The 24528-nt window shown below is 45.2% G+C and carries 32 protein-coding genes; 1 reads left to right on the top strand and 31 read right to left on the bottom strand.

The window, feature by feature from the left end:
- The 20 genes from pdxT to K1X84_08970 form a co-directional block, all read right to left on the bottom strand.
- The coding region (gene pdxT, locus K1X84_09065; protein ID MBX7151779.1) for a pyridoxal 5'-phosphate synthase glutaminase subunit PdxT at positions 1-263 on the bottom strand (263 nt) is incomplete at its 3' end.
- 86 nt (positions 264-349) lie between these two features.
- A complete protein-coding gene (gene pdxS / locus K1X84_09060) occupies positions 350-1288 on the bottom strand; it encodes a pyridoxal 5'-phosphate synthase lyase subunit PdxS (protein ID MBX7151778.1) in 939 nt (312 codons plus the stop codon).
- Between the two features lie 81 nt (positions 1289-1369).
- Positions 1370-2323: an EamA family transporter gene (locus K1X84_09055; GenBank protein MBX7151777.1), complete on the bottom strand. Its 954-nt coding sequence runs from the start codon at positions 2321-2323 to the stop codon at positions 1370-1372.
- Positions 2316-2822 (bottom strand): MOSC domain-containing protein, encoded by a 507-nt coding sequence (locus tag K1X84_09050; GenBank protein ID MBX7151776.1) that lies wholly within the window; start codon positions 2820-2822, stop codon positions 2316-2318. Before K1X84_09050 ends, K1X84_09055 begins: the two co-directional genes overlap by 8 nt.
- On the bottom strand, positions 2822-3172 hold the full coding sequence (locus K1X84_09045) for a hypothetical protein (GenBank protein MBX7151775.1): 351 nt from the start codon (positions 3170-3172) through the stop codon (positions 2822-2824). Before K1X84_09045 ends, K1X84_09050 begins: the two co-directional genes overlap by 1 nt.
- 20 nt (positions 3173-3192) lie before the next feature.
- Positions 3193-4734, bottom strand: a complete 1542-nt coding sequence (locus K1X84_09040) for a PLP-dependent aminotransferase family protein (protein MBX7151774.1) — start codon at positions 4732-4734, stop codon at positions 3193-3195.
- A 27-nt stretch (positions 4735-4761) separates the two neighbouring features.
- The gene (locus K1X84_09035) at positions 4762-5091 is read right to left on the bottom strand and encodes a DHCW motif cupin fold protein (GenBank protein MBX7151773.1); all 330 of its coding nucleotides are present in this window, start codon (positions 5089-5091) and stop codon (positions 4762-4764) included.
- Positions 5088-5555: a GNAT family N-acetyltransferase gene (locus tag K1X84_09030; protein MBX7151772.1), complete on the bottom strand. Its 468-nt coding sequence runs from the start codon at positions 5553-5555 to the stop codon at positions 5088-5090. The genes K1X84_09035 and K1X84_09030 overlap by 4 nt, the downstream gene beginning before the upstream one ends.
- A 2-nt stretch (positions 5556-5557) precedes the next feature.
- Complete coding sequence (locus K1X84_09025) at positions 5558-6334, bottom strand: PhzF family phenazine biosynthesis protein (GenBank protein ID MBX7151771.1); 777 nt, start codon at positions 6332-6334, stop codon at positions 5558-5560.
- Between the two features lie 10 nt (positions 6335-6344).
- Positions 6345-7136, bottom strand: a complete 792-nt coding sequence (locus K1X84_09020; protein MBX7151770.1) for an MOSC domain-containing protein — start codon at positions 7134-7136, stop codon at positions 6345-6347.
- Positions 7133-7882 (bottom strand): class I SAM-dependent methyltransferase, encoded by a 750-nt coding sequence (locus K1X84_09015; GenBank protein MBX7151769.1) that lies wholly within the window; start codon positions 7880-7882, stop codon positions 7133-7135. Before K1X84_09015 ends, K1X84_09020 begins: the two co-directional genes overlap by 4 nt.
- Before the next feature lie 84 nt (positions 7883-7966).
- Positions 7967-8374: a GNAT family N-acetyltransferase gene (locus K1X84_09010; protein ID MBX7151768.1), complete on the bottom strand. Its 408-nt coding sequence runs from the start codon at positions 8372-8374 to the stop codon at positions 7967-7969.
- Between the two features lie 16 nt (positions 8375-8390).
- Positions 8391-8819, bottom strand: a complete 429-nt coding sequence (locus tag K1X84_09005; protein MBX7151767.1) for an EamA family transporter — start codon at positions 8817-8819, stop codon at positions 8391-8393.
- A 4-nt stretch (positions 8820-8823) separates the two neighbouring features.
- Positions 8824-9351, bottom strand: a complete 528-nt coding sequence (locus tag K1X84_09000) for a DinB family protein (protein MBX7151766.1) — start codon at positions 9349-9351, stop codon at positions 8824-8826.
- Between the two features lie 26 nt (positions 9352-9377).
- On the bottom strand, positions 9378-9980 hold the full coding sequence (locus tag K1X84_08995) for a DJ-1/PfpI family protein (GenBank protein ID MBX7151765.1): 603 nt from the start codon (positions 9978-9980) through the stop codon (positions 9378-9380).
- A complete protein-coding gene (locus K1X84_08990; GenBank protein ID MBX7151764.1) occupies positions 9977-10450 on the bottom strand; it encodes a GNAT family N-acetyltransferase in 474 nt (157 codons plus the stop codon). The genes K1X84_08995 and K1X84_08990 overlap by 4 nt, the downstream gene beginning before the upstream one ends.
- 14 nt (positions 10451-10464) lie before the next feature.
- Entirely contained in the window at positions 10465-11439 is a 975-nt protein-coding gene (locus tag K1X84_08985) for a GNAT family N-acetyltransferase (protein ID MBX7151763.1), read from the bottom strand.
- 10 nt (positions 11440-11449) lie between these two features.
- The gene (locus tag K1X84_08980; GenBank protein MBX7151762.1) at positions 11450-11902 is read right to left on the bottom strand and encodes a GNAT family N-acetyltransferase; all 453 of its coding nucleotides are present in this window, start codon (positions 11900-11902) and stop codon (positions 11450-11452) included.
- Between the two features lie 61 nt (positions 11903-11963).
- A complete protein-coding gene (locus tag K1X84_08975; GenBank protein MBX7151761.1) occupies positions 11964-12590 on the bottom strand; it encodes an FMN-binding negative transcriptional regulator in 627 nt (208 codons plus the stop codon).
- Between the two features lie 38 nt (positions 12591-12628).
- Positions 12629-13558 (bottom strand): EamA family transporter, encoded by a 930-nt coding sequence (locus tag K1X84_08970; protein MBX7151760.1) that lies wholly within the window; start codon positions 13556-13558, stop codon positions 12629-12631.
- A 487-nt stretch (positions 13559-14045) separates the two neighbouring features.
- Here K1X84_08970 and K1X84_08965 point away from each other — a divergent pair, with 487 nt between their 5' ends.
- Positions 14046-14624, top strand: coding sequence for a hypothetical protein (locus K1X84_08965; protein MBX7151759.1), 579 nt, complete (start codon positions 14046-14048; stop codon positions 14622-14624).
- Between the two features lie 73 nt (positions 14625-14697).
- Here the strand turns inward: K1X84_08965 and K1X84_08960 are convergent, their stop codons facing one another.
- The 11 genes from K1X84_08960 to K1X84_08910 form a co-directional block, all read right to left on the bottom strand.
- The gene (locus tag K1X84_08960; GenBank protein ID MBX7151758.1) at positions 14698-15093 is read right to left on the bottom strand and encodes a type II toxin-antitoxin system death-on-curing family toxin; all 396 of its coding nucleotides are present in this window, start codon (positions 15091-15093) and stop codon (positions 14698-14700) included.
- Entirely contained in the window at positions 15093-15317 is a 225-nt protein-coding gene (locus K1X84_08955) for an AbrB/MazE/SpoVT family DNA-binding domain-containing protein (protein ID MBX7151757.1), read from the bottom strand. The genes K1X84_08960 and K1X84_08955 overlap by 1 nt, the downstream gene beginning before the upstream one ends.
- Positions 15318-15443: 126 nt before the next feature.
- Positions 15444-18179 carry a pyruvate, phosphate dikinase gene (gene ppdK / locus K1X84_08950; GenBank protein ID MBX7151756.1) on the bottom strand — a complete coding sequence of 912 codons (2736 nt, stop codon included), beginning with the start codon at positions 18177-18179 and terminating at the stop codon, positions 15444-15446.
- Positions 18180-18277: 98 nt separating this feature from the next.
- Positions 18278-18487, bottom strand: coding sequence for a hypothetical protein (locus K1X84_08945; protein MBX7151755.1), 210 nt, complete (start codon positions 18485-18487; stop codon positions 18278-18280).
- A 119-nt stretch (positions 18488-18606) separates the two neighbouring features.
- Positions 18607-19902, bottom strand: coding sequence for a 4-hydroxybutyrate CoA-transferase (locus K1X84_08940; GenBank protein ID MBX7151754.1), 1296 nt, complete (start codon positions 19900-19902; stop codon positions 18607-18609).
- Between the two features lie 9 nt (positions 19903-19911).
- The gene (locus tag K1X84_08935) at positions 19912-21000 is read right to left on the bottom strand and encodes an alanine dehydrogenase (GenBank protein MBX7151753.1); all 1089 of its coding nucleotides are present in this window, start codon (positions 20998-21000) and stop codon (positions 19912-19914) included.
- A 14-nt stretch (positions 21001-21014) separates the two neighbouring features.
- Positions 21015-21380 (bottom strand): response regulator, encoded by a 366-nt coding sequence (locus tag K1X84_08930; protein ID MBX7151752.1) that lies wholly within the window; start codon positions 21378-21380, stop codon positions 21015-21017.
- 246 nt (positions 21381-21626) lie between these two features.
- Entirely contained in the window at positions 21627-22037 is a 411-nt protein-coding gene (locus tag K1X84_08925; protein MBX7151751.1) for a hypothetical protein, read from the bottom strand.
- Positions 22038-22061: 24 nt separating this feature from the next.
- A complete protein-coding gene (locus tag K1X84_08920) occupies positions 22062-22895 on the bottom strand; it encodes a universal stress protein (protein MBX7151750.1) in 834 nt (277 codons plus the stop codon).
- A gap of 45 nt (positions 22896-22940) precedes the next feature.
- A complete protein-coding gene (locus K1X84_08915) occupies positions 22941-23609 on the bottom strand; it encodes a Crp/Fnr family transcriptional regulator (GenBank protein MBX7151749.1) in 669 nt (222 codons plus the stop codon).
- Positions 23610-23773: 164 nt separating this feature from the next.
- Complete coding sequence (locus tag K1X84_08910) at positions 23774-24484, bottom strand: Crp/Fnr family transcriptional regulator (GenBank protein MBX7151748.1); 711 nt, start codon at positions 24482-24484, stop codon at positions 23774-23776.
- Positions 24485-24528: the final 44 nt, after the last annotated feature.

Raw genomic sequence — 24528 nt, 5'->3', positions numbered from 1 at the left:
TTTTTGGCTACGAGAATCGAACCGGCACATGTACCGAAAATCGGTTTGCCTTTTTCATAAAATTGACTGATCGGTTCGATCAGATCGAACGCACGCATGAGTTTAATCAAAGTAGTACTCTCGCCACCCGGAATGATCAGTCCGCCTATATCATTTAGTTGTTCACGGGTTCGAATTTGTAACGACTGTACGGACAGTCGATCCAGCATTTTTTGATGCGCATCGAAATCCCCCTGCAGCGCCAATACACCTATTTTTTTCAACACTCAGACACTAAGTTTGATTAATTTTTAAGTAGTTGCCGCAACAAATGCATTCAGACAATTCTGGTAACCCAAAATTTTAATTATTACCAGCCGCGGTTGGCCAAAAGTTCACTGGCATTCAAAGTGTCCAGGTTGATGCCGACCATAGCTTCACCGAGGCCTTTGGAAATATCCGCCAAAACCTGAGCATCGCGAAAATGCGTGGCGGCTTTCACGATCGCTTCCGCGCGTTTCGCCGGATTGCCGGATTTGAAAATGCCTGAACCGACAAATACAGCTTCCGCGCCAAGTTGCATGACCAAAGCCGCATCCGCCGGCGTCGCAATACCACCCGCCGAAAAATTGGGCACAGGTAATTTTCCGTGCTGGGCGACCCAGCGAACGAGTTCGTACGGCGCTCCGAGCGTTTTTGCTTCGCTCATTAACTCATCTTCTCCCATCACGGTCAGTTTTTTGAGATGGCCGACGATGGTGCGGATATGACGTACGGCTTCGACAACGTTGCCGGTGCCGGCTTCGCCTTTGGTGCGAATCATCGCCGCTCCTTCACCGATACGGCGTAAAGCTTCACCGAGATTAGTCGCACCGCAAACGAACGGAATTTTAAAATCGTGTTTGTAAATATGGTTGGTTTCGTCCGCGGGCGTTAACACTTCACTCTCGTCAATAAAATCGACGCCGAGCGCTTCGAGAATTTGCGCTTCGACAAAATGTCCGATACGCGCTTTCGCCATGACCGGAATCGTCACCGCATCCATGATACCGAGAATCATTTCCGGATCGCTCATCCGCGCGACACCGCCGTCGCGGCGAATATCGGCGGGCACACGTTCCAAAGCCATGACTGCGCATGCGCCGGCATCTTCAGCTATTTTTGCCTGCTCGGCATTGACGACATCCATGATGACGCCGCCTTTCAGCATTTCGGCTAACCCGACTTTGACTTTATACGTTCCTTTCAAAACGTTATCCTCCTGGCCATTGCCGCCGGAGACCGCTTGTTTTTGATTATTTACTGCCATGAGTTTTCCTTTCCTTGCTATAAAATATATGAATTTTTTAAAAAACGTGCGTTTTTATAATACGCAAAACGAGTAATCAAATTAAATTTTTGCCTCATTGACGACGTCAGCAACCTCTGCAGGTCCGGAGGAAACAGCTGTTTTTTTTCTAAACATCAATTGAGTTTTTAAAATATTAACAAGATATACTCCTGCAAGAATCAAAATTCCTCCGGCAATCACATTGATTCCCATCGCTTCATCGCGCATTGCCCAACCTAGAATTACAGCGGCAATCGGCGTCGTCAATGGAATCACAGAAGCTTCAATCACTGAAACTTTTTTAATAACCCACATGTACAAAACAAACGCAATCGCAGAGCCGAACAAACCAAGATACAGAATGGACAAGGCGCCATCCATTGTCAAATGGAATCGATTTACATCTTCTAAAATCAATCCCATCGTACACAAAACAACAGCCGATACGAGCATTTGCGTGAATGTATTCGTAATCGAATGAATATTATTGGCATGAAGTTTCGCGTAGACGCTGATAAACGCCCCACAAATCGATGCAGCAATAATCGCGATGCCACCCCATACAGAATTATCTGAAAGTGACATATCTTTGATAAAAATCAGAACAACACCAATGAAACTAATTGCAATACCTACGATTTGTACAGGCTCGACTCCGTGTTCATCGGCCATGAAATAATTAAGGATCACAACGAAAAAAGGCATTGTCGCAAACAAAATCGCGCCCAGCCCGCCGCTGATATACTGTTCGCCCCAAAATACAAATACATAATCGCCCGCCTGCGCGAGACCAAGAATCAGCATGATCTTCCACGACTCCCAATCGCGAGGAAACGTGATCTTCCATACTTTCATCATCAACCAAACTAAAATCGTCGCGATGATAAAGCGTGAACCTCCGAACAAGAAAGGCGGCAAATCTTCCAATCCAAATTTGATGGCAATCCACGTTGAGCCCCAGATGACGGAGAGAATGACGATCACCAGCGTCGGCCAATAGCTCTTTTTACTCATTAGAGGTAATCCTGTTAATTTTTTCAATCGCGTCACCGGTTTTGACGGATCCTTCTTTCAGTATTTCGGCATAAAAACCGGACATGCCCCATTTTTCAGAACGAAAATCATGTTCGTTCGCAGCTCTATCGAAAATAGCTTCGCCGATCGCAGCACCATAGACTAGAATAGTCCTGCAAGGCGCACGGCGTTTGGTAATGCGAAATTCCAAAGTATCGCCCGCTTTGAATACATCGCCATAACGAATATTTTTGTAATCAATGCCGGTCGTCGTAAAATTTTCTCCCAGTGCCCCTGGGAATATTGAAAAGCCTGTCTTTGCAAGTGTATCAATATTTTCTTGAGCAATCATCAAAATGACTTGTTGCGCCCCTCCATGCACATCTTTATACCGCCAATCATCACCCTCAACCCGTTCGAAGCTGACAAACGCCGATGCAACCGGTCTCTTGGGCACGCCACCGGAAGAGACATTAATTTGAATTATTTGACCAATCATCACTCGTGAATAGTTAGCGTTTTTTTAAGACGGATAGCCAAGTCAGTAACTTCCGCATCCGGTTCGATCCCAACACTGACATGGCCGTCTTTGATTCGAGACATGTATTCAAAAAAATGGCCGTAACGAATTACGATATACTCGCATCCGCCGCAATCGATATTGCCACGTTGCGTGGCCAGTGTAAGCAACGTCGGGTTGACAATCAACTCCTCATATTTATCCGATTCGGACGAACTGGTGTTTTGTAAATCTTGCTTGCTCGACGAAATCAATTCACCGTTTTTGTAAATCGCAACGTACCTAATTTTTTCCGATAGCTCGAAGATTTGATTTTTTAAATCGTTCATGATTTATTCTTCCTTTCGAACTAAATCACCGGTGCAATGTTTTCGCTTACAACGACCGTATTCGACTGAACAGCAATGGCACGCTTCAAATACTCACCAAGGATCCGCATGCCTTCCGCAATTTTCGAAGGCTCGTATGAAACGTAGCCGAGCCTCATACCGTTATCATCGTCTGCATGAGCGGAGAAAAATCTTTTCGGCGTAAACAGCACGCTGCGTTGGCGTGTTTCCATAAGCAATTCATAAGCGTTTAACTCGGGAGGCAGTTCCGCCCACTCGAAAAGCCCGCCGCACGCCCGTTCATAGAACACTTCTTCCGGAAAATAATTTCGTGAAGCTTCGTACATCGCATCACGGCGTTCTTTAAGAATTTTTAATTTTTTCTTCAGGTATTTATCGAAATAACCACGTTCGCAAAATTCAAGAATAGCGCCTTGAATTAAATAATTGTTTTGCCAGTCGGTAATACGTTTAGCGTAACACAATTTGTTAAAAAAACCTTTGTTGGGCGCAACGACCCAGCCGAGGCGGATTCCGTGAAAGAGAATTTTTGAAAAACTTCCGAGCACAATCACTTGTCCTGTTTTGTCCAGCGCCGCCAGCGGCAGTACTTCTTCACCGTCGAGCCTCAGTTCATTGGCGTACTGATCTTCGATGATTGGAATCTGGTATCGCTGCGCTAACTCCAGTAACTGTTTACGCCGTTCGAGCGGCATGACCGTTCCGGTCGGATTTTGGAACGTTGGAATCGTATAAATCATTTTAATTTTCTGCCGCTCAAGAATAGTTTCCAGCACGTCGGTTCTCATGCCTTGACGATCGGCGGGAATACCGATGACATTGACACCAAGCGAACGGAAAATACGCAGCGCGCCGCGATAGGTCAATTCCTCTGTAACGACTGTGTCGCCGGGATTAAGCAGCAAACGGCTGATCAGATCGATGCCTTGTTGAATCCCGCTGACAATGATGATGTCATCGCTGTGCACGGTCATACCGCGGCGGACAAAAAATTTAGGTAAGTATTCCAGAAATGGGCGAAATCCCTGCGTGTCACCCATTTCCAATAAATCAACGCCGTATTTCTGAATCGTGTGATACGTACAATTTTGAAATTCGCGTAAAGGGAAAATGTTTTTGTCCGGCACTACGGAAGAAAAAGCAATAACGTCTTTAGGTTTATGGCAGGTCCGAACGATGTTTTCAATGGTCGTCATCGTAATGTCTTCGGGGCTGATCCAATTATCAGAGTACAATCCGTCGTAAGAAAATTGTGCACTCGACATCAACGATGAAAAAGTCTCGCGATGCGATTCGGGTTTAATGTATTTGTTGACAAAGGTGCCACGCCCGACTTCAGAAAACACAAACCCTTTCACTTCTAATTCACGGTAAGCCTGAACGACCGTATTGCGATGCACATTCAGTTGATCCGATAATTCCCGAGTTGCCGGCAACCGTTCCAGCGGCTTCAGTATTCCCTGATGGATCAGCTGCGTCAAACGCGATTCAATCTGAATATACAGCGGAATACCGTTGTCTTTGTTAAGTTCGAAAAACATAATGGCTCCTTCAAAGAAGCTTGGACGTTAATCTACAATAAATAATTTTGCGCCTTTTTCCGTGTATGACCGATGCGGAAAAAGATCATCGGCTACCTGATAACTCATACCCGGCTTTAACGTAAATTTTCTCCCGTCTTCAAGTTCGGTAGTTAATTCACCTTCCATTACCAATAGTACGTGCCCTTTTTTGCACCAATGATTGGCATGATAACCCGGCGTATATTCGACCATACGAACGCGGATATTGCCTTCCTGAAAAGTTCTCCAGTAGGCCTTACCTGAATCGCCGGCATGTTCAGTCGTGTCAACTGCTTTCCAATCAACAACCTGAAAAGGAACAGTTTCGATTTTCATAATTCCAATTCCATTTTAATATCGGCCCGTTTGAATTCCATGTGATCGAGAGGAATTTCGCGGAAGCCTAATTTTCTATACAATTGCACGGCATTGGCCGAACCGGTCGTACTGGAATACAATTCAATTTTTTTTGCGCCCATCTGTTTTGCTTTATCGACAATGGCTTTTCCTAACTCATGACCGATTTTCAAACCGCGAAAACGTTCATCGACAGCCATTTTGATCATTTCTACGACTTCCGTATTCATTCTGATCAACGCGCATGTTCCTACGATTTGGTTATCATATTGAGCAAGAATAATGCATCCGCCGTCTTTCAAAATCGCTTCTTCCGGATGATCCAATTGATAATGATCGATGGGTTCCATTTCAAAACTTTTCTCGATCCATGCTACATTAAGCGCTTTGAACACCGGTTGATGTTCTTGGGAATAATCGATGATAAGTACTTTATTTTCCATTATTATATTTCAATAAAACCTTCAAAATATTTCGCCGCTTCTCCGGCAATGTGCACGCGATCCCCGTGCATTTCACAAAAAATTTCCCCGCCGCGTTTGGAAAGCTGTTGGGCGTACAATTCTTTTTTGCCAAGAGCTTCCGCCCAGTAAGGAATCAGATTGCAATGGGTCGAACCCGTCACCGGATCTTCAGGAATACCGGCGAGCGGAGCGAAATAGCGGGAAACGAAATCCGCCTGATTACCCTTCGCGGTAATAAGCACATCGGCGTCGAGAGTCATCAACAAATTCATGTCCGGAATAACGGTGCGAACTTGTTCTTCCGAATCGAGCACGCAAAAATAGTCCCGCGATTTCAACACTTCAATCGGTTGCACGCCAAGGCCTTTGATTAAATTGGCCGGAACTTCACAGGCTATCGGATCGCGCGTCGGGAAATCCATTACCAAATGATGACCACGGCGATAAACCCACAACGGCCCGCTTTGAGAAAGAAATTCAATCCGGTCGCCGTGATAGTGCATCAAATTAAAAATTACGTACGCCGATGCGAGTGTAGCGTGCCCGCACAAATCCACTTCAACACGCGGTGTAAACCAACGCAAACGAAAAATGTCACCTTCACGTACAAAAAACGCCGTCTCGGATAAATTATTTTCCGCAGCGATGTTCAGTAAGATCGTATCATCTAACCACGATTCCAACGGACACACGGCAGCCGGATTACCTGAAAACACACGGTTGGTAAATGCATCAATTTGATATAAAGGAATTCTCATAAATCTCTCCTTATTGAATCACTGTGACGGTATCGCCGGCGCGCACTGAGCCCGATTTCTGATCGTGAATGATATTCTGGCCAAACATGACTTTGCCATTGATGGTACGATACGTCGCCAGTGTGCGTAATGGTTCTTTTCCCGGCACTCCGGTTTCAAGGTTGATCGTCGGAACCACACAGCGCGCACATAATTTGACCGCGCGAAAAGTCATAGAACCGATTTGTATTTTTTTCCAACTGTCTTCGGCAAACGGTTCGCAACCTTCAACCACAAAATTCGGACGAAAGCGTTTCATCGTTATTTTTTCTTCGAGCTTTGAATTCAAGTCCGCGAGCGATGCCTCAGAAATGATCAATGCCGGATAAGCGTCGGCAAAACTTACGTGCTCGTCAAGTGACGAATAATTTCTGTCAATCAGTCTCGTAAAGCCATGAGCCATTTTTACCAATCGACACCGTAATTTTAAATATTCGCTGAACCACTCGGCTGCTTCATCGCCACAATCCTCGGCATCGCAACGATCATCCCACACTTGAACTTTTTGTCGAAAGTGATTATGAGAAACGTCAATTTGAACTTTGTTCATTCCCGGGGCTGACAGTGAAAGAACTTCTCCATCGGCTTGCGGCTCGACAAATGTCAAAGTATGAAAGTCACGTTGCGTCATCGCCACACCTTCCGAATCGACGATCAGAAAACGACGGTCTCCTTCAATTCCATATTCGTCAAACGTCACATGATCAACTAAAAGGCCACGGCACGCTTTGATCGGGTAAACATAAATTGATGAAAGATTCATACTCGTCCTATTCTGACGTATACCGGCCAACGAACCGGAATTTCTTTTCCGGGGTTTCCCCATGCGGTTAATAAATCATGTTTTATTTCATCAACCGGATCTTGGCCATTGATTTTAATGTATTGCTGCACGCTCGACCATGTGTGGAGATAACCTAAAAAATCTTCAAAATTAAAAAATTTATCGATGAAGAATTCCGGCGCTTTGAATTCGTCAATCGGAAAAGGAATGGTTTTATATTGTTCATCCACCCAGCGCCGTTCTTTCGGCCAATAAGACCCGACAACTTCCGTATAAAAATGATTGATAATCTGATCGATCTCAGCATTCACTTTTAAAAGATCATACGTCCATACCGCAACAATAGCTTTGGATTTAGCTACGCGACGGACTTCTGAATAGAATTGATCGAAATCAAACCAATGTAACGCTTGTGCGACGGCGACAAAATCAACGGTTCCGTTTTGCAGGCTCGTTTGTTCAGCCGGTTCGATTCTGTATTCAATTTTATCATGGTGAAAGGCTTTTTCGATTTGTTTGGCGCTTGGATCGGTGGCAATGACACGATCAAAATATTCAACTAATGCTGCCGCCACCTGCCCGTTACCTGTACCACAATCCCATGCAAGTTCTCGCCCTTGCACATGCGAAAGGATGAATTCGTACATTGCTTTCGGGTAATCGGGACGGAATTTAGCGTACAAATCCGATTGCTTTGAAAAATGATCTTTAAAAGTTGCTTCCATTTACTTCCCTTTGCTCTATACCGAACGAAGCGAGGAATCAGTTTCGTAATCTCTGCGCTTTCAGTGTTCTCTGGTATAAATAATTTATTTCACTCTCTCATCCGACTTCAACCACCACGCACTGAGATGCTGCGTAAATCCGATACGTGGATAATAATCCACAGCCTTAGGTGCGGCTAAAAGGATGACGCTGGCTTGTGGAGCCGCCGCTTGTGTCCGGCGGATCAATTCCTTTCCGATACCGGCTTTTTGATGCGACAATCGTACGGCAAGATCCGATAAATACGTTGCGTATACAAAATCCGTTATGGAACGTGAAATACCAACCATCAAATTTCCTTCCCACGCCGTCACAACTAAATTTGCATTTTTCAACATTTCGCCCATTCGTTTACGATCGTCCACGGGCCGCCGTTCGCCTAAAGTCGAAGCGCGATATAACTCAATCATTTCATCCAAATCCAGATCATTCCCGATGCGGTAGTCGATCATATTTATCCTTAAAAATTTATTTTTTTATAATCATCCACAATCCGGCAATGCACAACAGGATGCCGGTAATATTGATCCATGATATTTTTTCTTTAAAAAACAGCAATCCAAGCGGAATCAGCAGCAACGTTGCCGTCGCATTTGAAAAAATGGCGCCAAAGCTGACGTTCCAACCGATGCGGTACGCCAGCAAAAATCCAACTTCAATTCCTACGATTGCAATTCCAACCGTATACGTCGACCAGTTGATTTCCTTCACTTGATTGGCAATGCTTTGCCCATCGGCGAAAAACGGATACAAAACGATTGACGCCACGAGCGCAACTCCGTAGGCAACGATCGTCGATACTATCGGATTCACGCTATGCGGGATCGATTTTTGGGAGAGATGATAAATGATGTTAGCGGCGACAACCAGGACAATTGGCCAATAAAAAGCATTCAAAATTTTATCCTTTCAAATAACGTTCTTTAATAACGTTCATGTGATGCAATTCGTGCCCTGCGATAATAAAACCAAGAGCGCGTACGGAGATTTTATAATTGCTTGCCGTTCCGGTTTGCGCCAACATTTCACTGTCGAAATTTTTAAATAGTTCAATGGTTGCGCGGCGAACAGCTGAAAATTCCGATATCAGACTGCTGATAGATCGAGCAGAGGCTTTGGCGTTCGGTACGTATAAATTTTCGTCAAACCCGGGAAGAACGGTTTGATCTTTGCGTGAAATCCGCATCGCGCGGTAAGCAAATACCCGTTCGCCATCGGTAAGATGATTGATGATCTCCTTGATCGACCATTTATCCGGAGCATAACGGTGGTTTAACTGTTCTTCCGATAACGACAGGATGAATTTTTCCGTCTCACGAAAATCTGATTCTAATAGCTGTAACAAATCGCTTTCCGGGGGAATGCGATCGATATACCGTTTAAAATAGTCGTTGTAGTCACCGGTTGCGGGGCGCGTTTTAAAATCCATGTTTTCTCCTATGAATAAATCGTAACTTATTGATCGGTCTTATCGATTTCCCAACGATACTCCATGTATTGGGCTGTTTCAACCGCTTGCGCTTTGCCCAATAATTTTTCTACAACGTGAAGCGACATATCCAGTCCGGCCGAAATACCGGCCGATAAAATGATCCGGCCATTGTCAATAAAACGTTTTGATGTGTCGACGCGCGTTTTTGGCGCGACTTCTTTCAATAAATCGACTGCACCGTGATGCGTAGTCGCCGATAAACCGTCAAGCAATCCTGCCTTGGCTAAAATTAACGCGCCCGTGCACACAGATAACATTAATTCAGCTTTTTGATTAACTTCACGAATCCACTCGAGCAACACCGGATTATTCATTTCTTTGCGCGTTCCAAACCCTCCGGGCACCACCACAATATCGGGAGCCGGGCAATCGTTAAAATCAAAATGCGGTTTAACACTCAAAGCATTCCGCGCCAAAATTAATTGATGGTGTTGGGCAACCGTGTACACATTGAATGGATTGGAACCATCCCGTTGTCCCGTCACGGAAAAAACTTCAAACGGACCGCAAAAATCGAGCACTTCGACTTCGTCAAAAATAATTACGGCAACATTACGTTGTTTCATACGCCTACTACCTTACTGCGCCTTTCCATCAAAACGACGTCGCGCCACACGCCTTTGAGTTGTCCCAATTTTTCGCGTACGCCGACTTCGCGAAAACCACACGATTTATGCAATTCGATGCTGGCGGTATTTTCTTTTAAAATTCCGGCTTGCAGAGTCCAGATACCATTCGCTTCTGATGTTTCTACAAGCGATTGCAATAATTTTTTACCGATGCCTTTGCCTTTGAAAGAATTACCGATATACACGCTGACTTCGGCCACGCCGGCGTAGACGCAACGCCCTGAAACGGCTGTCAATGCGGCCCAACCTTGAACGGTACCGTTTTCTCTGAAAACAAGCCGGCATTCCTCCACGTGTTCGGCATCCCACTTCGGCCAATCCGGAACACTGACTTCCAGCGTCGCATGCCCGGTCGCAATGCCTTCCTCGTAAATCGCCTGAACAAACGGCCAATCGTTTTCAGTCATGCTTTGAATCACAATCACACCTTCAGAAAATATTGATGCGTTTCGACGTTCCTGACATAACCAAGTTTTTCGTACAAACGTTGCGCGGTGATATTTTCAATTCCGGTCTCCAATTGCAATCCTTTAGCATGCGTTTCCACTGCAAATTTCCGTGCCGTTTCCATTAAAGCTTCGCCAACGCCCTTTTTGCGTGCTTCCGGGATGACAAACAAATCATTCAAAATCCAAATTTTTTTGATTGAAACCGATGAAAACGACGGATACAATTGAACAAAGCCCAAAGCTTTCCCGGAATCATCCAAAGCCACAAAGACAATGGATTCAGAATTCTTCAGCCTGTCGGATAAAAATTTTTCTGCGCCGGTGATATCGGAGGTTTGATGATAAAACCCGCGATACGCGTCGAATAGCGGTGCAATCACTGCTGCGTGCTTTTCTGTACAGCGAATAACATTCATTGAAACCAGCCTTCCGTGCGCGGATCCGTCATAGTGTTCTTCAGTTTTGTAAATAGTGAATCCGCATTTTTGATATAAGGGCAAAGCCGTCGGATGATCGAGGCTGCATGTATGTACCCAAAAACGTTTTGGATTTTTTTTCCACGCGGCGTCAACGGCCCATGTGAGCAAATATTTTCCCAAACCTTGCCCGACAAAATCCGGAATCAGTCCAAAATATCCGAGCTCGATTTCACCCGGCTGGCGTAAATCCAACTCCGCATATCCCGCCGGCGTGCCTCCGACGTATAAGACATTCACTTCAATTTTTGGATCTTGAATGATCGTTCGCAACTCCACGTCTTTCATTTTTCTTCGATCGACCCACAGCCACGACGCGCCGACGGTGTTATATAAATAGCGGTAAAACGAAACCGTCGGTTTTTCTGCACGAATGACTGACGTCCCCGGTTTTTGTTCGAAAAAAAACTTCGGCTTTTCGAACATCTCCAAATAAGTCGTGATTACCTTTATTGAATTACTATTGTTCATTAATCATTACTTAATTGTTCATTGTGAACATTTCTGAATAAATAGTCGGTCGTGCAATCTCCATCACGTGTTGTGGACGCGCTGCAATCTGAAACCCGTATTGTTCATATAATCCGTGCGCATCGCGTGTCATCAGCATCCACCGGCGCAAACCCTGAAGATCGGGATAATTCATAATGCATTCCATCAACCACTTCGACAACCCGCGACCGCGGTACGTTTCGATGACGAAAACATCGGCCAGATAAGCGAACGTCGTGTAATCCGAAATCACGCGCGCAAATCCGATTTGTTTCGATCCGTCGTAAATGCCGAAACACAGCGAATGCTCGATACCGCGCAAAACAATCGTCGGCGTAATGTCTTTCGCCCAATACGACGTGGTCAGAAAACCATGAATCGTTTCGATATCTAATTTTCGTTTGTCCGTGCTGATCGTAAATTCATTTTTGTAATATTCCATATTTCCTCACACTGAGTTTTTTGTCACTCCGAACTCGGTTCTGAGTGAATTCCCCATCATCCTATTTTTTGTGCGGGTTTTTTTTCTTCATCCATTCCGCAACGTTTTTCTCGGTTGCGTCGTCGCTCTGTGACAATTGATGAACAATATTTTCAAAATCCCGCTCATGCCGGTTTTGGCTCAGCTTAAACGCCGCTTCGAATTTTTCAATTTTGATTTTAAATCCTACGATCCCTTTCATTTCATTGTCCAGATACTCTTTAGTCATGGAATGGATCGTATATTTGTTTTCATAACGCGCTTCATGTTTGTCAATTAACCGTTGAAGCATGGTATATAATTCGTCATAATTTTCAACGATCGAAAGTTTGCCATACACGTGAATGGCGGTGTAATTCCACGTCGGAACATTCATATGATCGTACCACTGCGGCGTGATGTACGCGTGCGGGCCCGTGAAAATGGCCAAGACCGTCTGATCGGTTTTCAATTTTTTCCAATGCGTATTCGCTTTTGAAAAATGTCCGTACAAAAATTCGTCTTCGTCCGTTTGCACCAGATCCAACGGCAAATGCGTTGCCACCGGCGTCTTTTCGTCGCAGCTTACAATGGTCGCAAAGTTATTCGTTTTTATAAATTCACGAATAATGGCTTCGTCTTTTTCTTCATATCGTTTAGGAACGTACATCTCAACCTCTCAAATACACAAAAATCGTGTTTTTCCTTTTAGGCAACTTTCTTTACGGATTCCTGCGATTTGTAAATGCCCGTTTTTTTCGCGGCGTGGCCGATCAGTTCCCAATTGAAAATCACGATCGCAATCGCCATCAAACTGTAAGCAACTACCGCCAGCCAATCCAATTCCTCGCCGTAAATCGTCACGCCAATGATGAAACTGATGATCGGATTTATATAAATCAAAAATGCGAGCTGTGACGACTCCATCCCGTTCAGCGCGTAAAGATTCAACAGTAACGGCGTAATGGTAAAAAACAACGCAACCAGCGAAATAAACAACCAGAAATGAAAGTCCAATTGCGCGACCGGCGTTTTGATCGGATCGATCAACAGCATCATTAAAACGCCCGCAACCATTTGCATCGACAAACTGATCCGGCGATTGACATACAAATTCCTCCGCTGCGTGATCATGTAAAACGAATACGACAGCGTGATCGCGGCGATGTACAGAATCTGATTCACGTCTACGTTAGCCATGAGATAACAACTAATGCCGCTGAGTATGATGCCGGTCCATTTATTTTTGTTCAATTTTTCGCCGAGAATAAAAAACGCAAGAAACGTAGTGGCGATCGGCAGGATCAGGTAGGCGAATGCTGCGCCGTGAATGCTCACGTGATTCACCACGTACACATACGTCACCCAGTTCACCATCAATAGCGCGCCGCCCACGAGTGTCAGCGTCATCATGATCCAAAAATCTTTTTTCGACTGGCGAAACACATCCGCCACCGCATTCCATGATTCTCTCAAATCCAGCGAAAAAACAACCGTCATCGCGATTGCGGCCACGAACACGCGATAGAAAATAATCTCGTAATCATCGAACGCGCTCAACTCTTTGAAAAGCAGCGGCACAAATCCCCAGATCACATACGAACTCAAACCTGCTGAGAAATGTTTTTTGGACGACATACGACGCCTTTATGGTGTTTATCTATAATTGGACTGTATGATGTGACAAAAATAACGAATTATAGACCAATTTCAAACATTTTATACAGGCCAATTGCAGATATTGGACTAAAATGATAGGCCAATATACAGTACAGACTTAATTCTGTAAAGTGCCATTTTAAGAAAAAATTTCCTAGTCCATTTAAATCAATACGAATGGGTTATCTACGAATTAGAGAAATTGGCACATGGGGATGGGAGCCTCCTTCACTATTATTCCCACGAAAGCGGGAATCCAGCGAAACAACTAAATTTCTTCTTGCAAATTCTGGATTCGTCCAGTACAATTAATCGTATCTCTATCAAAATTAAGTTAACGAGAAGCAATTCAAGAGGAAGATAATGCTAAAAGATAAAACGTGGGTATCAATTGGTAAGATAACTACAGTAATAAGTTTAATTTCAATGATTATAACTCTGATTATTTTAATAAAAGGGTGGATGGATGAAGACTTATCTGCAACTGGTCGGAGATCACGGTTTGAAGTTCCTTCTTCTTGGAGAAAAGATATGGATAGTCTCCAAACGACTTTTTGGAACTATAGACGATTACAATTTGCAATATAAACTTAGTAGAAGTTTTCATGATCTACGTAACCAGTTTTTAGACTATTATCAAATCTGGTTTTTTGAAATAAAAAATGAAAAAGAAGGAGAGTTAAACGATTTAATACTTCATCTTCCTTTCAACGGTTACTATTCAATTACAACAGATGAACTTGACGCACATTCGGCAGGTATCTTTTCAAAGCAAATCAAAATTGGAAATTTAAGGCCTATAAACAGAATTCGAATAACAGTCTGGGAAAAATATCATATCGGGTCATCTTTTTCATCGCAAGAAGATTATATAAAAGTATCACATACTCAAGGGACATGCAGAGTTAAATTTCCAGTAGATGCAACTGGCTTCTGGGCATGGATTATCAAACTTTCTGATCACTGGATATTGATTGTATTCATTTTGCTATTTGTTATTAGGTTTAGTCTCTCGATGAAAAAAGAAGTGCCCGACAAAAAATGAGTGGAACAACATCCCGCCCTACAAAAATAAATCCGTACAAAATCCGTCTGTCCGTGTCATCCGTGTGCAATAATCACTTCTTTATCTTCCGACAATTTTTCTTGAGCCACGAAACCACTTCGTTTTTCGAAAGCCTGCCATTAGCAAGTTTCATCATCGCCAAGTACGCTTCTCCTTCTGTAGCAACAATTTCATAAGCGTTATTAAAAAGAAAAACGTACATGGACACGAAAGCTGTACGTTTATTCCCGTCTACGAATGGATGATTTTTACAAAGGTGAAAGCCGTAAGCCGCGGCTTGTTCAAAAATATTTTTATGGATGAGACGGCCGCCGGCACTCATTTTTGGCTGAGCCAAAGCCGATTCCAGCAAACCGTGATCACGTATCCCGGGCAAACCGCCGTAACGATGGATCTGGTTGGCGTGAATGAGCTTGACAAGTTCAAGCGGCAAAAATTTAACGGCCATTATTTGGCAAGTTTATGAAGGGTATTACGGTATTTACGATTGACTTGATCGTACGCTTCAGCCCATTCGGCGAACTCCGGATTGAAGGGTGATAAAACGATGCCTTCATTCGTTTCAATTATGTGAAGTTCATCCCCCTCTGACAGATTGTAGGTTTCAATAATGGCCTTAGGCAGAGTAATTCCAAAACTATTGCCTACTTTACGAACGGCTGTTTTTTGCATGTGACATTCCTTTTTTTGAAATTATAACAAATGTAATAACAAATGTCAAGTGCATTAAAAAAGAGCGGAACATTAGCGTTCCGCTCTCTAAAATAAATCCGATAAAATCCGTCTTATCCGCGTGCCTTACTTTTTCTCCTTCACCACCGCTTGAGCGGACGCCAATTTCGCAATAGGAATACGGAAAGGCGAACAACTGACATAATTCAATCCAAGCTGGTGGCAAAATTCCACCGAGTGTGGCTCGCCGCCGTGTTCACCGCAAATGCCGATCTTCAGGTCCGGGCGCGCCTTGCGTCCTTTTAAAATCGCAACCTGCATCAGCCAGCCGATACCTTCGCGATCCAAAACCTGGAACGGATCGACCGGTAAAATTTTCTTATCGACATAATGCGGAACAAAAGTTCCGATATCGTCACGCGAAAAACCGAATCCAAGTTGCGTAAGATCATTCGTACCGAATGAGAAAAATTCCGCTTCAGCGGCAATTTTATCCGCCGTCACGGCCGCACGCGGCACTTCGATCATCGTTCCGACGAGATGCGGGATTTTTTTCAAACCAAATTTTTCAAGCGTCTCCTTATATACACGAGCAATTACTTGCTTCTGATGCGCCAGTTCCGTATCAACGGTCACCACGGGAATCATGATTTCGGGAAATGCTTTTTGTCCTTCTTTGAGTAATTCCGCCGTCGCCTCGAAAATCGCGCGGATTTGCATTTCGGTGATTTCCGGGTATGTGATGCCCAGACGCACGCCGCGATGACCCATCATCGGATTATTTTCATGCAGATCGTCCGCGCGGGAATTCAATTGATCCGCCGAAATACCGAGACTTTCCGCTAATCGCTGACGTTCTTCATGGCGATTGGGAATAAATTCATGCAGCGGCGGATCCAGTGTGCGGATCGTGACGGGATAACCTTTCATCGCCGCGAGTGTTTGTTTCATATCGTTTTTTACGTACGGGAATAATTCATCTACTGCGGCCTGACGTTCCTTCTGGGTTTTTGAAACGATCATTTTGCGCAGAATGAAAAGCGGCGTCTCGGAATTTTTGCCGTAGAACATGTGTTCCGTCCGGAAAAGCCCGATGCCTTCGGCGCCAAAATCCATCGCGCGTCCCGCGTCTTCGGGCGTATCCGCATTGGTGCGGATTTTCAGGCGGCGCACGTCGTCGCACAGTTTCATGAATGCATTGAAGTCGGCGTTTTCTTTGGTCGAGCGCATCATCGGCAACTGGCCTTCGTAGACGTAACCTTTGGAGCCGTTGAGCGTGAGCCAATCGCCTTCTTTGACAGCCGTTCCGTTGGAGTGGAACGCGCGTGAATCGTAATCAATTTCCAGCGACGATGCGCCGACGACGCAGCATTTGCCCCAGCCGCGGGCGACCAGCGCCGCATGACTCGTCATACCACCGCGCGCCGTAAGAATCGCTTCCGCCGCACGCATACCTTCCACATCTTCGGGATTTGTTTCTTCACGAACTAAAATTACTTTTTTACCTTGTTTCGCCCAATTCACAGCGTCTTGCGCATTGAATACGACCATTCCGGAAGCAGCGCCCGGCCCGGCGGGAAGACCTTTCGCAAAAGGTTTCGCTTTGATTTCTTCATTCGGATCAATGATCGGATGCAACAGTTCGTCGATCTGATCCGGCGTAACGCGCATGATCGCTTCATGTTTGGTGATCAATTTTTCTTTCAGCATTTCCAACGCGATCTTGACGGCGGCGACGCCGTTGCGTTTACCGACACGGCATTGCAGCATCCAGAGTTTTCCATCTTCAATTGTAAACTCAATGTCAAGCATGTCGCGGTAATGTTTTTCCAGTTTTGTACGGATCGCATCGAGCTGTTTGTACACCTGCGGCATCGCTTCTTCGAGTGATTTTAAATGATGACTGTGCTCGTTTTTACCGGAAACGTTGATCGGGTTCGGCGTGCGTGAGCCGGAAACGACGTCTTCGCCCTGCGCATTCGAAAGCCATTCACCGTAAAACATCTTTTCACCGGTCGCCGGATTACGCGTAAACGCCACGCCGGTCGCGGATGTATCCCCTTTATTGCCGTACACCATCGCTTGCACATTGACCGCAGTGCCCCATTCGTCGGGAATGCCTTCGATGCGGCGATACGACACGGCGCGTTTGCCATTCCACGCTGCGAAAACAGCTCCGATGGCGCCCATCAGTTGCTCTTCGGGATCTTCCGGAAATGGTTTTCCTAAAACTTCCTGAACTTTATTTTTATACAATTCGACAATTTCTTTCAGATCGTCCGCCGTTAAATCAGTATCGGAATGTGCGCCGCGCCGTTTTTTCATGTCGGCGAGAATATGTTCCAGTTGTACACGAATGCCTTTGCCTTCTTCCGGTTCGATGCCTTGCGCTTTTTCCATGACGACGTCGGCGTACATTTGGATGAGCCGGCGTTGGGTGTCGTACACGAAACGCGGATTATTGGTTTTGCGAATCAACGCGTCGCGTGTGGTATTATTGAGACCGACGTTGAGAACGGTTTCCATCATGCCGGGCATCGATTTGCGCGCACCGGAACGAACGGACACCAGCAACGGATTTTCCGGGTCGCCGAAAGTAGCATTCATCGCTCTTTCAATATGTGTCAATGCTTTGCGCACGTCGTTTTTAAAAGTTTTGGGCATCTGACGCTTGTTGGCATAATAGTACGTACATATGTCCGTCGAAATCGTAAATCCGGCCGGTACCGGAATGCCCATGCGTCCCATTTCAGCCAAGTGAGCGCCCTTACCGCCGAGCGTATTCATCATTTTGGCATTGCCATCGGCTTTGCTCTGTTTGAAAAGATAAATCAGTTTCTTCGATCCGCCGGATTTCTTCATGATATTCCTCCGTATGAAAATTTATGACAAAGATAATTGTAATATAACACTAGACTTCAAATGGTGTAAGTTTTCAAACATATCAGCAGACTATTGTTTCACTTCGCTTTCTTCATGTAAAAAAACCATGCAAAAAATGTACACGCTAAAGTACTGATCGGCGCATTCGGGCACATCGACATATAACCAAAAAAATTGCTTGAAGATGCGGTCGATGACGGAACAAGCGTTGCCAATGCGGCGATCCCCAGTAAAGTTGTCGGCCAGAATTTGATTAAAAAATTGGTGTTTTCTGATTCGGAGCTCATGATTGGGTCTGAGTTATATTTGGGTCGGTTAATGCAAACTAAAAATTTTTATTTGAAAAAACAAACCCGGAACGGCATTCAGCCGTTCCGAGTATGACGTTAATTTCAATCGTGGATGATCACAGGTAATTCATTTTTCTTGCTGCGGCTTCGAGCTGTTCATGAAATTTCGGATCGGCGATCGAAATCAACGCTTTAGCGCGTTCGCGAATACTTTTTCCAAACAGATCGACGGCACCGAATTCCGTCACGACATAATGCACATCGCCGCGCGACGTTACGACGCCGGCGCCTTCCGTCAGCGTCGGGACGACGCGTGAGATAGCGCCGTCTTTGGCGGTCGACGGGATTGCGATCACCGGTTTGCCGCCTTTTGATCGTGCCGAGCCGCGAATGAAATCGACTTGCCCGCCGATGCCGCTGAAAATGTGGCGGCCCATCGAATCGGAACAAACTTGCCCCGTCAGATCGATTTGGATAGCCGAATTAATAGCAATCATATTGTCATTCTGAGCGACGATAAAAGGATCGTTGACGTACTCCGACGGATGAAATTCAATGATCGGATTGTTATTGACGAAGTCGTATAATTTACGCGTTCCCAAAATAAAACTCGAAACGATCTTGCCGGGATGCAGCGACTTTTTTTCGTTATTGATGATGCCTTGTTCGACCAATTCCATGATACCGTCGGAAAACATTTCCGTGTGAATGCCTAAATCTTTTTTGTCTTTCAGATAATACAACACGGCATCCGGAATTCCGCCGATGCCCATTTGTAACGTCGAACCGTCTTCGATGAGTGAAGCGACGTTTTCCCCGATTTTGCGCGTTTGTTCCGTCATCCGAACGCGGGGCAATTCGACTACCGGCGTATCCACTTCAACCACGGCGTCTAATTTTGAAACGTGCACGAACGAATCACCTAACGTCCGGGGCATGTTAGGATTAATTTGAGCGATGACAATTTTGGCGGTTTCGGAAGCCGCTTTGGTATTTTCAATGCCGACGCCTAAACTGCAAAAGCCGTGAGCGTCCGGAGGCGATAAATGTAAAAGCGCTACATCTAATTTGATTTTTCCCTGGCGATACAACGAAGAAATTTCCGATAAAAAAATCGGAATAAAATCGGCGCGGCCTTCATTGACGGCTTCACGGCAATTCGCACCGACAAATAAGGCGCGATGATGGAAGTTTTTGGAATATTGCGGTAAAACGTAATCGGCATAACCCAAGGTCAGCAAATGGATTAATTCCACGTTCTCCAGTTCCGGTGCACGTTTCACCATGGCTTTGATCAACGTTTCCGGATTGGCGCAGCCGGGATGCACGTGAATCCGGTCGCCGGATTTAATCAATTTCACGGCTTCATCGGCCGTAGCGCGTTTGCTTTTGTAGTCATCTAACCAGTTCATAAACTCCGTTTATTTCAATTCAAAAAGTTCGACAATTTTAGGATGCAGACATTTTCCCTGGAAAGTATACAAACCCCTCCGGATCGCCGGATTGATTTTTTCAACAGTGTCGACGCCTGATCCTGCAACTTCCAGAATATAGGGCAGTAAAACATTGTTCAACGCAAATGTCGCTGTACGCGCGACGCTGGATGCCATATTGGGGACGCAATAATGAATGACGCCGTGTTTCACAAAAAAAGGATCTTTCGGATTAGTCGGACGGCTGGTTTCAACGCATCCGCCCTGGTCGATCGACACATCGATTATCACGGCGCCCGTTTTCATCGTTTTCACCATACTCTCAGTAATGAGTTTTGGAGTTTTGGCGCCATGAATCAATACCGCACCGATGACTACATCGGCAAATTGCAACGCTTTCGCGATGTTGTATTCATTGGCAATGATCGTCGTAATTTTTTTCGAAAATAAACGGTCTATCGTCTGCAATTTTTCTAAATCGGCATCCATGAGCAGAACCTGCGCACCCAATCCAAGTGCCGTTTGCGCGGCATGGTGTCCGACCACACCGCCGCCGAGAATCACCACCGACGCCGCCGGAACGCCCGGTAATCCGCCGAGTAAAATGCCCCGGCCTCCGGAATTGCATTCCAGCAACTGAGCCGCAACCATAATAGATAATTGACCTGCTATTTCGCTCATCGTATGTAGGACCGGCAATCGTCTCGTTTCTGTTTCAATCGTTTCCAGACCTACGGCGGCAATGTGTTTTTGCATCAGTTTTTCAACATGCAGTTTATCCGCGACCGCGAGGTGAAAGAATGAAAATACGATCTGATCGCGATTAAGCATATCGTATTCCGCATCCGTCGGTGCGCCGACTTTGAGCAGGAAATCGACACGGCGAATAGCTTCTTCGTGAGAGAAAACGATCTGGCCGCCCGCTTCTACAAATTCTTTATCGCTGATGCCGCTCGGCGTACCGGCGTCGCTCTCAACCATAACCGTGTGACCGGCACGAACCAGTGTTTTCACGCCTGCCGGCGTCAATGCCACCCGGCGTTCACCGGGTTGCTCTTTGGGAATTCCTATTATCATAGCCGTAAGTTGTTTTATGAAAGTTGCCGTTGCTGTAAAATCTTTTTCACTTCCGTTTTGAGTTCCGTCAAATCCGATGATTTGATCAGGTACGCATCCGCACCCCAACTGATAAAATTACTTTTATAATGTGCGTGGGCTGAATAAATAATTACGGGTATCTGAATATGGTTGCCTACTAGCCATCGTAAGTAATCGATTCCATCGCCCTGCGGCATCATAATGTCCAGAATAATCAAGTCAGGGTGATACGCGAGCGTTACAGGCATTGCATCCCGTCCGTTGTCGGCACATGACACTTCATAGCCTTGCCGTTCCAGTTCCAGTTTGTAAAGCAGGCGAAGATGATCATCGTCGTCGATGACTAAGATTTTCTCCATAAAGCCCTCCGATCCAGATCTCTTCCAAGAGGGGTTCATCATCGTCGCCTATCCCGTTCCGCAGTCGGTTTCAATTTGATCTGAATTCAACAGACACGTGTGCCTTCAACGGCTTTCTAACATACGTCTGAAATCCATAAAAACATATGACATTTGTCAAAAGTCCGAATGATTTTGATCACACGTAAATTCAAAAAATTAAATAAGATAATCGCCTAAAAATGAATTTCCATAAAGCATGGAAAACTAATTTTCGCGCATCGTTCGCATGGTGGATTCAAATTCAGGAAACATCTTATCGAGCAGCCACAATGCCTGCGCCAACTTTTTGTAGGCTGCTTCATCTTCGGATCGTTGCCCGCGCGATAACGCATTATTGATGTCATCGAGATCGCCCGCGATATGGCTCGTCAGGATCGACAGGTAGCGTAGATTCCGAAGCGTACTTTCGGAATATTTTGTTGCCACCCCCGTACGATCGCGCAATTCTTCCATCATGCCTTCCATTTTTTTGGATAATTCATCCAAACGCATATTGACACGATCGATGTCAAATTCTCTTTCCATCGGTTCGCTGGTACGTCCGGCTATCGTATGCATACGGTCGTGCAATTGATGAACTTTTTGTGCGAGTCTCAAACTACTGTCTAATATCATAGACACTCCTTTCTAACGAATTGCTTATTGTTGTGTCGGCAGGATCCACACAGGCTGATGGGCATAACGGATGATTTCCTCGGAAATGCCCTCAAGAAAAACATGACGGCGGCCGACGCGGCTGTCTTTGCCAAAAACGATCAGATCGGCATTTTCGATTCCGGCGCACTTCACAATTCCTCCGTATCCGTCGGATTCGGCGTATGAACGCTTACTGACAACGATTCCCCGCAGATCGAATCCCTCGAGAAATTTACTCAGCGCGACCACTCTTTCTTCAGTTGCCATTTCATCAGGATGGCAAAGAATAATTTCTGATTCAAAATCTCTGACCATTGCCATTACTTTTGAAAGCGTCAGTTCGCTGACCTCGGAGAAATCATAAAACAAAAGTATTTTTTTGAACGGCGGTTCTTTGTACTTGCCATGCACCGTCAGCACCGGACATTTCGTCAACGCCATCACGCGTTCCGCCGTACTGCCCATATAATAATCCGATAAAAAGCTTCGCCCGCGCGTACCCATGACGATCATTCCGATCTTTTCTTTTTCTGAAAGGCGAACGATCTGATCATAAGCGGCACCCTCGGAATAGTATGTTTTAACTTTAACCTTTTTTTCGATTTTCCCTGCTAACTTTCGCAATTTTTCTTTGGCAACTTTTTCGACTTCGTCTTTGAGTTGATAGGAACCGCGGTAACCGTAGGCGTTATTGGGATCGATCAGCGATGCAAATTCATTGACGTGGAGCAAGGCGACGACTGCACGGTAGCGTTTGGCGAGAAATATTGCATAATCCAAAGCCATTTCCGCGCTCGACGAAAAATCGGTCGGATAAAGAAGCATGTCGATCTTCATGGTTTCGTCCTTTCTATAAGGCCGTACGGCTTCGCGCCGGAAAGATCAACTTGGGTCGGAGTTCAGGATTTGAATTTCGGCGCCGGAACAGCGGATGAGTTGCCGGGACTGGAGGTCGTTGAGAATGCGGTTGAGCGAAGACGTTTTGACGTGAATCAGGCCGGCCAGTTCTTCTTTATCAAAATTATAATTAATAACCTGCCGGTCATTGGTGCCGTAAGTATTTTTCATCATATCCAGCGTCTCCAAAAGTCTGCCCTTGGCGCTGCGAAGCCGGATACGCGTGATGCGACATTCTTTTTCGCGCATTTCATGCGACAATTGATCCAGAATGTTTTCAAAAAATATACGATGGCTCCCGCCAAACTGGATCAAAGCATTTTTAGTAATCATCAACGTTCGGGCGTCTTCCATCGCAGTCGCTGATGTGTGGTGTAAGCCATCGGCAAAAATTGAATGAAGACCGAGCACGTCACCGGTGCAGGCGAACCGGATCAGAGTATCGCGATGCGCCGCATCTTTTTTGGTGATTTTGACTTTGCCATTCAACAAACAAAAGATGCCGTCTGACAATTCGCTCTCGCGGAAGAGTTGTTGATTTTTTTTATAGTGTACGATCCCTTGCTCGGATAGTACATTTTTTAATTCGTCGGCTGGAATATTTTTGAAAATCGGAAAACCGGATAAGGAAATGTGAGCGTCTCGATCACCCATGGCTGAAACCGTTGTTGCTAAAACTCGAATAAAATTATCAAAAAAAATATCATCCCCTCAGCATGATACTGTACAAAATACGTACAGTATCACAAGTGACCAATGATAAATATCATAGTTATGAATGATTTAAAAAGGATGGGGAAAAGCGGAGACGGTATCGGTCAATCGTAGATGTTGGCGGCTTGAATGAGTCCCTGATGATCGAGGATTTTAATTTTGCGGCCTTCGAGATCGATAAGTTTTTCGTGTTTGAAATCGGAAAGTAGACGGATGGTGGTTTCCGTAGCGGTACCAACAATATTCGCGATATCTTCACGTGATAAGGTAATATTCAGTGTAACATGGTCGTCCTCGAAACCGCAAAATTCACGCAACATCAGCAAGGTTTCAGCGAGACGTTCACGTACGGTATTTTGTGCGAGATTGGCAATGCGGTTCTCAGCGGTTTTCAGGTCGTGCGAGAGCAATTGGATCATCCGCATGGATAATTCCGAATTGTTTTGAATGAGCCCAATGAAAGCGCTTTTGGGAATAAAACAGATCATCGCATCTTCAAGAACGGCTGCGGACGAAGAGAACGACTCGCCGCTGATCAGGGACGAGTACCCAAGCACATCACCGTCTTTGGCAAGACGTATAATCTGCTCTTTACCATCCTCGTTGATTTTATAAACTTTGACCTTGCCTTTATTCAGACAATACAAACCGGTTGGTTTATTACCTTCGTAGAAAATAACCTGATTTTTTTTGTATAAATTGCCGCATTTATTGGCCGACAAAGACGAAAGTTCTGATTCTTTGAGGTCGTTAAAAATGGAATGGACGCGGGATTGGCAGTTATCGCAGAGCGGTATTTCGAATTTTTTATTCATTGATCCGATCTTTCGGCTTGTAATCTAACTTTTCATGTTTTGGA

This window comes from bacterium (genome assembly GCA_019695335.1).
Lineage (GTDB): Bacteria > CLD3 > CLD3 > SB21 > SB21 > JABWBZ01.
Note: the sequence above shows the minus strand (reverse complement) of the source record. Positions and strands in the feature narration are given on the sequence as shown.